The organism is Frankia casuarinae (assembly GCF_000013345.1).
GTDB classification, from domain to species: domain Bacteria; phylum Actinomycetota; class Actinomycetes; order Frankiales; family Frankiaceae; genus Frankia; species Frankia casuarinae.
On sequence record NC_007777.1, the window covers coordinates 5400757 to 5413369 of the forward strand.

Annotated in this window: 7 protein-coding genes and 1 pseudogene; 5 read left to right on the top strand and 3 right to left on the bottom strand. The window is 69.9% G+C overall.

Going from position 1 to position 12613, the window contains the following annotated elements; all coding sequences use genetic code 11:
• Positions 1-9: 9 nt before the first annotated feature.
• Entirely contained in the window at positions 10-3207 is a 3198-nt protein-coding gene (locus FRANCCI3_RS22900) for a transglycosylase domain-containing protein (protein ID WP_011438880.1), read from the bottom strand.
• A 353-nt stretch (positions 3208-3560) separates the two neighbouring features.
• Entirely contained in the window at positions 3561-3968 is a 408-nt protein-coding gene (locus FRANCCI3_RS22905; protein WP_011438881.1) for a DUF5318 family protein, read from the bottom strand.
• Between the two features lie 405 nt (positions 3969-4373).
• Between FRANCCI3_RS22905 and FRANCCI3_RS22910 the strand changes: the two are divergent.
• The 3 genes and pseudogenes from FRANCCI3_RS22910 to FRANCCI3_RS22920 all read left to right on the top strand — a co-directional run.
• Positions 4374-5030: pseudogene (locus FRANCCI3_RS22910) on the top strand (PadR family transcriptional regulator); the annotation flags it as partial.
• A 278-nt stretch (positions 5031-5308) separates the two neighbouring features.
• Complete coding sequence (locus FRANCCI3_RS22915) at positions 5309-6382, top strand: inositol-3-phosphate synthase (protein WP_011438883.1); 1074 nt, start codon at positions 5309-5311, stop codon at positions 6380-6382.
• Positions 6383-6542: 160 nt separating this feature from the next.
• Positions 6543-7931 (top strand): MFS transporter, encoded by a 1389-nt coding sequence (locus tag FRANCCI3_RS22920; protein WP_011438884.1) that lies wholly within the window; start codon positions 6543-6545, stop codon positions 7929-7931.
• Here the strand turns inward: FRANCCI3_RS22920 and FRANCCI3_RS22925 are convergent.
• Entirely contained in the window at positions 7912-9420 is a 1509-nt protein-coding gene (locus FRANCCI3_RS22925) for a CCA tRNA nucleotidyltransferase (RefSeq protein ID WP_011438885.1), read from the bottom strand. The genes FRANCCI3_RS22920 and FRANCCI3_RS22925 overlap by 20 nt on opposite strands.
• 185 nt (positions 9421-9605) lie before the next feature.
• On the opposite strand from FRANCCI3_RS22925, the gene FRANCCI3_RS27225 reads away from it, so the two are divergent.
• Positions 9606-9755, top strand: coding sequence for a hypothetical protein (locus FRANCCI3_RS27225; protein ID WP_023839965.1), 150 nt, complete (start codon positions 9606-9608; stop codon positions 9753-9755).
• 138 nt (positions 9756-9893) lie between these two features.
• Positions 9894-12497: a DUF6049 family protein gene (locus FRANCCI3_RS22930; RefSeq protein ID WP_373420618.1), complete on the top strand. Its 2604-nt coding sequence runs from the start codon at positions 9894-9896 to the stop codon at positions 12495-12497.
• Positions 12498-12613: the final 116 nt, after the last annotated feature.

Sequence of the window (12613 nt, forward strand, 5' to 3'; positions counted from 1 at the left end):
ACCTCCCGGTCAGTTGAACGGGTCGGAGAAGATCCCCGTCTGTCGAGCCGGCCGGCCCGCCTGGCCGGCACCCTGCTGCTGACCACCGCCGTTGCCGTTGCCACTGGGGTTCAGGAGATCGCCCAGGTTGACGCCGGTATCGCCGGGCTGGCTCGATGAGGCGCTCGGCGCCGGGGTGGGTGTGGGAGTCGGCTCGGGCTCGTTATCCTGCACGAGGCCACCGAAGGCCGGCGGATCGAACTTCGACGGCGGCACCCCCGTCAGCGCGGCGTCCATGAACGCCTTCCACACCTTGGCCGGGTAGGTACCCCCGTAGACGCCCTTCTCGGCGCCGGGAATGCCCTTCAGCACATCCTGCTCGGTGCCCTTGCCCCGGAACATGTTCACGCAGGACGCGAGTTCCCTGGTGTACCCGCAGAACCAGGCCGACCGGAAGTTGGTCGACGTCCCGGTCTTGCCGGCGGCCTCCCGCCCGCCGTCCAGCCGGGCCCGCTTTCCGGTGCCACTCGAATCCGTCAACACGCTCTGCAGGGCGTACGTGGCGTCGCGGGCCACCGTGGCCGGGATGACCTGCTTCACATCCGGGGTACCCGAATAGATCACCTGCCCGTTGCCGTCGACCACCTTGTCCACGATGTGCGGTGTGGCCCGCACTCCGGCGCCGGCGAGGGTCGCGTAGACCGTGGTCATATCCACCGCGTGCACGTCGTCCTGGCCCAGCGTGATACCCGCTTCGTTGCGCAGCTGGGTACTGGCCGGGATGCCAAGGTCGCGCGCGGTCTTGATGATGTTCGAGACGCCGATGTTCTGCCCCAGCGGTACGTACACCGTGTTGATGGAGCCCGCCGTCGCCTCGATGAGGTTCTTGTATCCGAGATCGCCCGCCTCACCCTCGTCGTTGCTGACCACGTAATTCCCCGGCAGTGTGATCTTGGCGGGAGCGGCGAAGGTCGACTTGAGGTTGATGTTCTGACGCAACGCGGCGACCAGAGTGATCGTCTTGAAGGTGGAGGCGGACTGCACCTGCGCCCCTGACACGTTGTCGACGTACTGCTCGTGGCCCTGTGCGTCCTTGCCGTAGAGCGACCCGCCGTACCAGGCGAGGATCCTGCCGGTCCCGGGTTCTATCGCGGTGAGCCCGGTACGCAGATCCGGCACGGCGGCGTACGCCGGGCCCAGCACGTCGCTCACCGCCTGGAAGGCCTTGAACTGCCGCCCCTTGTCGATCGTGGTCGTGATGCGCAGTCCACCGCGGTTGATCTGATCCTCGGTGATCTTCCCGACGGTCGTAAGCTCACGTTTGACCTGATCGCGGATGTACGCGATCTGGTCGGACGAGGCGGCGGCGTCCTGCGCCTTCGCGGCCACGGGTGGGGGGCTCTGCTGGGCGAGCCCCGGCGGAGCCCAGCCCTCGGCGACCATCGTCGCGACCACGTCGTGCCAGCGGTTCGCCGCCGGACCCGGGTTCTTGGCCGGGTCGAGGTAGTTGGGTGATCGGATCAGGCCCGCGATGACCGCCCCCTGGGCGGGGGTGAGTTTGGCGGCCGAGGTGTTGAAGTAGGCTTTCGCCGCCGCTTCGATACCGTAGGCGCCCCGGCCGAAGTAGATCGTATTCAGGTAGAACTCCAGGATCTGTCCCTTGGAGTACTTCTGGCCCAGCTTCACCGCGAGCACGATCTCGCGCATCTTGCGGGTGAAGGTCCGCTCCTGCGACAGGTACGCGTTCTTGGCGTACTGCTGGGTGATGGTCGAACCACCCTGCAGCTCCCCGCCGGTGACGTTCACGTAGAGCGCCCGGGCAATGCCCTTGGGAGAGATACCGGGTTCGTGATAGAAGTTCTTGTCCTCGGCCGCGAGCACCGCGTGCTGCATGTCCACGGACACTTCGGCGAGCGGCACGTCGGTGCGGTTCACGGTGCCGATCCGGGCAAGCTCCTCACCGTTGTCCTGGTGCGAGCCGGCCGGCGGTCCGTAGAAGATGATCGACGTCTGGTCCGTCTTCACCTCGGCAGGCAGCGGGACCCGGGTCGCCGCGTAGATGACGCCGATGCCGGCGGCGAACAGGAGAAGACCGGAGAAGAAGCTGGCGAAGACCAGACGGCGCAGCCAGCGCGGGCGCCGTCGCCACCACATCGGGCCGTGTCGCCCCTGGCCCGGCCGGGGGGCCTTCCCGTTGCGGCGCCCGGGTCCTCCCGCCCCGCCCGGGACACCCATCTCCGCCCGGGAGGATCGGCCCGGGCCGGCCCGGCCTGGACCGGGCCGGCCTGGACCGGTCCGGCGGGGCTCGATCCGATCCGCGCCCGGTCGCCCACCCGCCATCCGGCGGGTAGCGGCCGATCCGTCTCCCTCCCGTGCCCGGCTCCGGACGGCCATCAGTTCGGTGGCGCGGGTGAGGTCGCGCCGACCGGCCACCCGCTGAGCGGGCGTCACCTCGGTCATGCGGTCGCGGTCCGACACACCGTTGCGGCGGCCATTCCGGGAGTCCCGCTCCGGCATCACCTTGTGGTAAACGGTGGCGTCCACGGTGCGTTCCCGGACATCGACCCGTCGTAGGGCTTCCTGGTCGACGGTGTCGTACAGGGTGTTGACCTCGCCGGCTGTCCGGTCTGCCGGTTGGTCCGGCCCACGATCGGGGACGCCGCGGTCAGAGGCGGTCCGATCGGAGAACCCACGGCCGGGAACCCGCCGGGTGGGGGTCGCCCGACCGGAGGGCGCGCCGCCGCCTCGGCGACGACCGGTCGCCTCGCCGACGGGCATGCCGGGACGAGCGCTGGACGGTTCACGGCCGGGCGCGTCGGACTTCCCGATGCCACGGTCCGGCACCCACCCCCCGACGGTGGCACCGGCACCCCGACCGGTCCCACCGTCCGGCGGCGTGTTCGTCCTCGCCGCGGCGGAGGGAGCCGCGGGTGGCACGAGAGCGGTGCGTTCCCCTCTCCCGCCGGTGGGCCGGCCCGTCGGCGGCACCAGCCGGCGTCCCTGGGCCTGGCCTGCCCGGGCCTGGCCTGCCCGGGCCTGGCCTGCCCGGGCCTGGCCTGGCTGGGCCTGGCCGGGCCTGGCCTGCTCCGGCCGCCGGGCGCGGTCCGGGGGTACCCGGTCCGGGGGTACCCGGTCCGCGGGTACCCGGGACTGGCCGTCCGGGTTAGGCCATGCTCGGTCAGGTGCAGGACCACCCCGACTAGAGCCCTGATCGTAGGGAGAGCTCACCAACCGCTCCATCCGTCGCCGCGGGACTCCCCGGTATCCGGACCGCCGCAGGAGACGGGCCGGCGCCCCCAACCATCACCGAAGGTCCGATTTCCACAGGATCTACAGAACCGGCCCGTCTCGGCCCGGACCGTGCACGATCCCGGCGACCACCGGTCCACCATCGGACCGGGGCCGACTACGTGATGTTCGCTCACTCGCCGCATTCACCCGGCGAGGCTGTGACGAGGTCAGCCCATGGCGGATGCGACGCCAGGACCTGCCATGAGACCCACATGGCAGACCAGGGTCTCACGCCGAATTCCGCCCCCTCGCGCAGGGCGTCCTTTGCGCCTCTCGGGGACGACCAGCCGTCAGCGGTCCGCGGTCCGCCGCCGGATCTGCTTCTTCGCCCTCGGCTCCCCCGTCCCGATCACATAAGAAGTGACCAGGTGGTTCCAGCCACAGGGCGGACACACCTCCACCACATAGATCCGCAGCTCGCTGTACCTCGACGCGAGCGCGGGGAGCTCCCTGGTGGTGCGAACCCGCCCGGAGCTCTCCCCGAGCTCGTCGCCGTAGGCGTAGGTGACATGGATGAGCGGATCGCCGCCTCGGCAGACCGGGCATCGCTTCGTGGTCCGCTCACCGTGGTACCTGGCCGCCCGCAGCAGATAAGGATGCGCGTCGCAGACATCCAACGACGAGATCCTGCCCGCGAAGAGATCCGCCAGCGTCGCCCGGCGGGCGAGCGCGTAGTCGATGACCGACCGCGGACGCATGCCAGCAACGGTACGCCGGAGCCGGCTTCCAGACAGACGGTCCGCACAGACGGTCCGCACAGACGGTCCGCACAGCCGCCAAACCGGTCTCCCAGCTCCACATCCCGACTGTGATCCGGATGACAGTGTGAGCCCGCCCGCACCGGGATCTGGCCGCGCGGGACCGATGGTCCGGCAGGGGTCGGGATGCACCGGCAGGGCGCCTATCTGTCATCTCCCGGTCGCCGACTGGTCATTCCTGGTTGCGGTGCTCGTCCCGCGACGTCTATCCTCGATGTATCGCTCCGATATGTCGAGCTGACCGTTCCGCGGGCCGTGGTCCACCACGGCCCGCGGAACGGTCGGCAGGGCATCACGGGGCATCACGGGGCATCACGGGGCATCACGGTCGAGAAGGGGTGGATCATGCTGGAGCTGGCGGTCCTCGCCCTGCTCTCCGAGAGCCCTATGCACGGCTATGAACTGCGCAAACGGCTCGCGGCGCTCCTCGGCGCGTTCCACCGGTTCAGCTACGGCTCGCTCTATCCCTGTCTGCGTCGTCTCGCGTCCGCCGGCTACGTCACCGCGGACGACGTCGGCGCCGCGAGCCGTCTCGGCGGGCGCAGTCGGGTCGTCTACACCTTGACGGGCGAGGGCAAGGAGAAGCTCGCGGACCTGCTGGGCGAGGGCGGACCGTCGTCCTGGGAAGACGAGATGTTCGGCGTGCGCTTCGCCTTCTTCTCGAAGACGGACGCCGCTGTCCGCCTCCGCATCCTCGAAGGTCGCCGCGGGCGGCTCGAGGAGCGCCGGGAGAAGGTTCGATCGGCCCTGACCCGGACCGTCGAGCGTTTCGACTCCTACACACTCGAGTTGCAGCGCCACGGCCTGGAATCGGTCGAACGTGAGGTCCGCTGGCTGAACGAGCTGATCGAGACCGAACGCGCCGGCACCCCCGTCGGCACCCAGGGACCACAGTTGTCCACAGGATCCACAGGTTTGCCCACAACCCCGTCCACAGGATCCGTGCAGCCGGGGGTACCCGTCGTCGAACCAGCCCGCCCAAGCGGGCCGGGAAGCCCTCCGGCGCAGGCGGACCGCCAGGACGACCCGCGCGCACGGGATAGCGGCACGCCTGCCGACGGCGACGCGCACCTGAACGTGAACGTGAACAGGCGTGGCCGGAGCAGGCGGGCCCCGCGGACAGCCGGCCAGGACCCCGACGGCGAGGTCCCGACCACCCGATGAACGTCATCCCGTAGCGGGTCCCTGTTCCCGACCAGCATGATCGGGAATGCCGCGGCGGAGCTGCGTGCCCCATATGACCCACTTCCACGAAGATCTCAGCTAAGGAGCAGACCATCATGGGCTCGGTACGTGTCGCCATTGTCGGCGTAGGCAACTGCGCTGTCTCGCTGGTCCAGGGGATCGAGTACTACCGCGATGCCGACCCGTCAGCCCGGGTCCCCGGGCTGATGCACGTGCGGCTGGGCGAGTACCACGTCTCGGACCTGACATTCGTCGCCGCGTTCGACGTGGACGCGAAGAAAGTCGGCCGCGACCTCTCCGAGGCCATCGCCGCCAGCGAGAACAACACCATCAAGATCGCGGACGTCCCCCCACTCGGGGTCACCGTCGGCCGCGGCCACACCCTCGACGGCCTCGGCCGCTACTACCGGGAGACCATCGAGGAGTCGGACGAACCGCCGGTTGACGTCGTCGCAACCCTGCGGGAGACCCGTGCCGACGTACTCGTCTGCTACCTGCCGGTCGGCTCCGAGGACGCCGCGAAGTTCTACGCCCAGTGCGCCATCGACGCCGGCGTCGCCTTCATCAACTGCCTGCCGGTGTTCATTGCCGGGGTGCCCGAGTGGGCGGAGAAGTTCCGCGCGGCAGGCGTGCCGATCGTCGGCGACGACATCAAGTCACAGGTCGGCGCGACCATCACCCACCGGGTTCTGGCGAAGCTCTTCGAGGACCGCGGCGTGATCCTGGATCGGACCATGCAGCTCAACGTCGGCGGCAACATGGACTTCAAGAACATGTTGGAACGCGAGCGGCTGGAGTCCAAGAAGATCTCCAAGACGCAGGCCGTGACCTCCCAAGTCTCCCACGACCTCGGCAAGGACAACGTGCACATCGGGCCGTCGGACTACGTCGCCTGGCTGGACGACCGCAAGTGGGCCTATGTCCGCCTCGAGGGACGTGCCTTCGGCGACGTGCCGCTGAACCTCGAGTACAAGCTTGAGGTATGGGACTCCCCCAACAGCGCCGGGGTGGTCATCGACGCGGTGCGCTGCGCCAAGATCGCACTCGACCGGGGCATCGGCGGCCCGGTCCTCTCCGCCTCCTCCTACTTCATGAAGTCCCCGCCGGAGCAGTACCGCGACAACGAGGCCCGGGACCGGGTGGAGGCGTTCATCCGCGACGAGGGCTGATCGAGGGCTGATTCCTCGTCGTCCTCATCTTTCTCGTCGGGTCCTCCTCGTCGGATCGGCCGGCCAGCGGACCCGGTCGGAAACACAAGGTCCGGCCGCCCGGAGGGGGGCGGCCGGACCTTGTGCCCCGAGCCGACCAGTCTGGTCCTAGGCTGACGACGTGGCCCGGGCGGAGAACCTTCGTGAGCTGCTGCACGATCGTGGGTTCCGGATGCTCTACGCGTCCAGGCTCACCTCCCAGGCCGCCGACGGCGTCTTCCAGGCGAGCCTCGTCAGCTATGTGCTGTTCTCTCCCGAACGGGCGACCTCAGCGGCGGCCCTGGCCGCGTCGCTCGCGATCGTTGTGCTGCCGTTCAGCGTCATCGGACCCTTCGCCGGCATCGTGCTCGATCGCGTGTCCCGCCAGCGGGTTCTGGTGGTCTGCTCACTCGTCCGGATGCTGTTGATGGGCATCCTGGTCGCTCTGATCGCCACCGGCCAGACGGGCCTCGACTTCTACGCGGTGGCACTGGCTTCGGTGAGCATGAACCGCTTCGTGCTGGCGGCGCTGTCCGCCGGGCTCCCGGTCGTGGTCGGCCTCGACCGGCTTGTCACGGCGAACGCCTTGTCCGTCACCTCCGGCACCGTCGCGACGCTCGCCGGAGCCGGTGTCGGCAGCGGACTGCGCGGGCTGATCGGCGGCGAGGACGGGGCGGTGGCGTTCGTCGCCGCTCTGGCGGCTCTCACCTACCTTGTAGCCGCCGCCACCGCGGCGCGGGCGGGGCGGAGCGACTTCGGTCCGCTGGAGACGATGGCCTGGCAGGGCGCCTGGGCGCAGACCACCCAGGTCGTCGCCGACATGCTCGACGGTGCCCGCTATCTGGTGAACCACGGGCCGGCCCGGCGGGCGCTCGCCGCCCTCACCACCTCGCGGGCCGCCTACGGCCTGATCCTCGTGATGACGGTGTTGCTGTATCGCAACTACTTCACCGGCTCGGAAGGCGGGCTCGCGGGACTCGCCGCCGTCGTCGCCGCCAGTGGAGCCGGCACGATCAGCGCCGCGCTCGCGACTCCCCGCGTCACGCGGCGCATGCCGAAGTCGAGCTGGATCGCCCTCGTCCTGGTACTCGGCGGGGTCGTCGAGGTCGCGCTCGGGCTACCCTTCTCCTCGACGCTGTTCATCGTCGCGGGAGCGTTGCTCGGGTTTTCCGCACAGGCCAGCAAGATCTGCGTGGACACCATCGTGCAGGAGGAGACCGACGACGCCTACCGCGGTCGCGCCTTCTCGCTCTACGACCTGCTGTTCAATGTCGCCTTCGTGGCGGCCGCGGCGGTGGCCGCCGTGGTCCTGCCGGACGAGGGCCGGTCCGTTCCGGTGGTCCTGGTAGCCGGGGCCGGCTACGCGCTCGCCGGGATCCTGTACTACCGGGCCGCCCACCGCCATCCGGAAGACCGGATCATCCGTCACATCGGCGAGCCCGGATCGGCACGACCGGCTGACCGCCCTGGCCCGGACGGTCAGCCTGGCCCGGACGGTCAGCCCAGGCCCGTCACCCCCGCCGAGGCGTGAGCTCACCGGGGACGGGCGCATCACCGGGGACGGGCACCTCGTGCTCCCGGGCCCACCGGAACAGTTCGGCCTCGGCGGCCTCCCGGCCGACGATCCCGTGCTCGAAGCGGAACTCCAGCATGTGCGACCGGGCCTGGCCCACCAACCGGGACGGTGGCAGCCCCAGCAGCACCATGATGTCGTCCCCGGAAAGCTCCGGCCGGATCGCGGCGATCTCCTCGCGCGCGGCGAGCTCGGCGATCCGCTCCTCGAGCGAGTCGTACGTCCGGGACAACGCCGCGGCCTTGCGCCGGTTGCGGGTCGTACAGTCCGAGCGGACCAGCTTGTGCAGCCGGGAGAGCTGAGGACCCGCGTCGTGCACGTAGCGGCGTACGGCGGCGTCGGTCCACTCGCCCGCCCCGTATCCGTGGAAGCGCAGGTGCAGGTAGACAAGCCGGCAGACCGCGTCAGTCACGTCCTTGGGGAAGTGCAGCGCCGCGAGCCGGCGGCGGGCCATGTCCCGGCCGACGACCTCATGGTGGTGGAAGGACACCCGCCCACCCGTCATGTGCCGGCGGGTCCGCGGCTTGCCGATGTCATGCAGCAGCGCGGCCCAGCGCAGCACCTCGTCCGGCTCCCCCGGCTCCTCCAGGGTCATCGCCTGACGCAGCACCGTCATGGTGTGGGCGTAGACGTCCTTGTGCTGGTGGTGCTCGTCGATCTCCATCCGCATGGCGGACACCTCGGGCAGCACGATGTCGGCGATCCCGACCTCGACCAACCGCTCCAGACCGGCGACCGGGTCGGGAGCCGACATGAGCTTGCGCAGTTCGTCGCGGATCCGCTCGGGGGAGACGACCGCGAGCCGATCGGCCCGCGAGCGCATCGCCGCGACCAGCTCGGGTACCGGGGTGAGGCCCAGGGCCGCCTCGAACCTGGCGGCCCGCAGGATGCGCAGCGGGTCGTCGTCGAACGACGCCTCGGGGCTTGCGGGGGTACGCAGCACGCCGCGGGCGAGATCTGCCATCCCGCCGAACAGGTCGACGAAGTCATGGCCGGGCACGGACACCGCCATCGCATTCACGGTGAAGTCCCGCCGGGACAGGTCCGCCTCCAGGCTGTCGCCGTAGGTCACGGCCGGATTGCGGGACTTCCGGTCGTACGCCTCGCTACGGTAGGTAGTGATCTCGAACCGGACACCGTGCCGAGCGAGCCCGACCGTGCCGAAGGCGATTCCGGCCTCCCAGGTCGCCTCCGCCCATCCTCGGGTGATCTCCAGAACCCGCTCGGGGCGGGCGTCCGTGGCAAAGTCGAGATCGGCCGGTACGGCCCCGGACACAGCGGATGCCGGCCTGCCGAGCAGGGCGTCCCGTACCGAACCACCGACGAGGTGAAGGAGGTAGCCGTTCGCGGTGAAGACGCGGCCAAGCTCATCGGCGGCCGGCGGCACCCTCAACAGCTCACTCACCACCCGTTCGGCCGAGTCTCGCGGATTGTCCAGACTGATCACTGACACACCTTCAGGTTACGGCCTCACCGCCGGTGATCCGGCACGTGGACCCGAAACAATGATCATGATTTCTCGGCGTCCAACCCTCGGCGTCCAACCGGGGAGGGCCTAGCGGAACCAAGCCGTAACCCCGGCGTTCCGGACAGGCGGGCCGGCTGGTCGCCGGGGGCTCGTACGATCAACCCATGCCGCCGCCGACCTCCACCACCGGTCGCGCGCCGTTGCGCCGGGCGGCGGAGTGGGTGCTGTTGACCCAGGTGACCGGCAGCCTCGCGTACGCCGATGAACGCCGCCTGATCCACGAGGTGCCCACCCTGCTGACTACGACCGCATGACCACACGACCGCATGACCACACGACCGCATCGACAGACTTCGGATGAGTGAGACAGGCTGTTCGGATGAGCGGGACAGGCTGTGACGATGCGTGAGAAGGGACCCGGGCGGCGCCGTCGTGGACCTCGTTGGGCGGCGATGCTCGCGGCGCTGGCCCTGTTCGCCGTGGCCGTGCCCGGGGTCTGCGCGGCCTCGGCTTCGGCTTCGGCCCCCGCGTCGGCCGGGGGAGTCCTCGTCGAACCGGTTACCCACCACGGTTCATCTACAAGAACACCACGATCTTCCGCATCTTCATCCACCGATAAATCGAATAATTTGCCATCTATCACTCCGGATAACACGGCAGCCAGGCCCGGTGGTTCGCCGAACCCGGTGACGATTGATCTGGATGAGGTAAGTCCCCCCACCCCGGGGGGCTCGACCATGCTCTCCGTCAGCGGCCAGCTCATCACCACGGTCGGGGAGCCGCTGGCCCACCTCTCCATGAGCCTGTGGATAGGCGCCAGGGTGACCTCACGCGGGCAGCTGGCCACCCTGACCGATGACCCGGCCACGGCGAGAACACGCAGCTACCGCCAGGTGGTCCTCGCGAACGGCGACGGCACCCAGCCGCTGGCCGCCCCGCCCACCCAGGGTGCCGCGCCCGTGCCCTTCCGGATCGCCACCGATCGCGCCGCGCTGGACCTGCCGCCGAGCCTGGGGGTGTACCCGATCCAGCTACGGATTACCGGCTCCGTCGGGGGCCGCGCCGTGGCACCGATCGGCGCGGCCTACACCTTCCTGGTCTGGGCGCCGAATCCGCAGCAGCCGAGGACGCCGATCGCAGCGGTCCTGCCGATCGCAGATCAGCCGCGCCTGCGCTCGGACGGCAGGCTGACCGACAACGCGCTCGCGGACGAGGTGAAGCCGGGCGGCCGGCTGTCCCGGCTGCTGACCGCCGCCGCGCCGCCGGTCACGCTCGCCGTCGATCCGACCCTGGTGCAGGCGCTGACCATCATGGCGCAGCCGGGCGGCTACGACTACGCCACCCCGGGCGGGCCCGTTCATGCGCAGGCGAACGCCGATGCGGCCCTTTTTCTCTCCGACATCGTGCGCTTCGCCGAGCACGGAGGCATGGTGTTCGCGCTGCCCTACGGGGATGCCGATCTGACCGCGCTCGTCCACGCCCGGAAGCTGGACACGATGAAGTACGCCGTCAAGACTGGCGAAGTTGTGCTGGCCCAACTGTTGGGGCGTGCCCCTCTACAGAAGGGCACCATCGCATACCCTGCCGACGGGTCGGCGGACGCCACCACCGTGGACGTACTGCGCCAGCTGGAGGTCGGGACCGTGATCCTCGATGACCAGCTGCTACCCCCCGCGACGAAGATCACCTATACTCCGTCAGCGACCGTCAGCCTCGCCACCTCGGCCGGACCGATCCAGGCGCTCGCGGCCGACCGCCGGCTCACCAGGATCGCAACCGCCTACACCGGGCTGCCCGACGGTCCCGACTTCGGGACGGCCCTGGCACGCCTGCGGGCCGAGCTCGGCATGATCACCGCCGAACGACCCGAGCAACGGTTCCAGGTCCTGGCGCTGCCCCGGGACTGGGATCCGCCGAGCGACTGGGCACGGTCGGTACTCGACACCCTCACCAGCGGCTACTCCATCTCGGTGGGACTCGACGCAGGTGCCGGGGGCCAGGGCCGGCCGGCCGACCGGCCGGGCCGGCTCGTCTACCCGGCCGAGGCACAGGCCCGCGAACTGCCGGCCAACTACCTCACCGCCGTCGAGGACGTCCTCGACGAGGTGCAGGCCCTGAGCCCCGTGCTGTGCCCACCCAGGCGCGGTCCCAGGTGCCAGCTGCAGCTCATCAACCCGATGAAGAACGCGCTTGTCACGGCGGCCTCCGCCGCGTGGCGGGGAGACCGCAGGGTTGACGGTGTGTCGTTGAGCCAGCAGGTGGACGGGGAGGCGTCCGCGATCCGCAACGGAATCCAGGTGGTGGCCTCCCGCAGCGTCAACCTGACGAGCAAACGTGGGCTGGTCCCGATCACCTTGGAGAACAACACCCAATACGAGGTCACTGTGGTGCTCGCCTTCTCTTCGACCAACCGGTCCCGGCTGCGCTCGCCAGCCCGGCAGACACTCCGCCTTCCCCCAGGGCAGAAGGCTCAGGTCGAGATCGGGATGGAGGCCGAAGGCGCGGGAACGTTTCCCCTCGAGATCCGCAAACTCAACCTCGACGGGCAGGCGCTGTCCAAGGAACCACCGAACCGGGTTCTCGTCCGATCCACCGTCTACGGCGCCATCGCGACCGCGATCACCATCGGTGCCATCGGCGTGCTGCTCCTGGCGGTCATCATCCGCCTGGCGCGACGGCTACGGGCCCGCCTGCGTGGGGCCGAGGACGACCTGGGTAGACCGGCGGGTCCGCACGAGGCTATGACCGGGCCGACTGCCCCGCTCTACCCGGTGAACCAGGTGAACCAGGTGAACCAGGTCGATCCGGTCGCCCCCGCCGGTCCGCTCACCCCCGCCGGTCCGCTCACCCCCGCCGCCTCGGTCTCGACCCGGCATAGTGGCGACGACGAGCGCGAAGCCGCCACCTCGACTACGACGACGCCGGTGGTACGGACGGCCGTCCGGCGCTATGACGACCAGGACCGAGACACCCTTCGCCACGGCCTCGACAGCCAGGAGGACACCGGCGACTCGGCGGCCACAGCTCCCTTCCGACGGCGACGGAGCGGCCCATGACGCCGGTCGAGGAGGAGGGCCGGCCTGGGGCCCGGCATCGCAGGGGTGCTACCGACCCCCGGCGTGATCGCGGTACCGGCGGTGGACCGTCGGACCGGGACCCACCCGATGTCGGG

Excerpts from the sequence above, each read along its gene's own strand:
- FRANCCI3_RS22905 (WP_011438881.1), bottom strand. The coding sequence starts at position 3,968 with ATGCGTCCGCGGTCGGTCATCGACTACGCGCTCGCCCGCCGGGCGACG.
- FRANCCI3_RS22915 (WP_011438883.1), top strand. The coding sequence starts at position 5,309 with ATGGGCTCGGTACGTGTCGCCATTGTCGGCGTAGGCAACTGCGCTGTC.
- FRANCCI3_RS27225 (WP_023839965.1), top strand. The coding sequence starts at position 9,606 with ATGCCGCCGCCGACCTCCACCACCGGTCGCGCGCCGTTGCGCCGGGCG.
- FRANCCI3_RS22930 (WP_373420618.1), top strand. The coding sequence starts at position 9,894 with ATGCTCGCGGCGCTGGCCCTGTTCGCCGTGGCCGTGCCCGGGGTCTGC.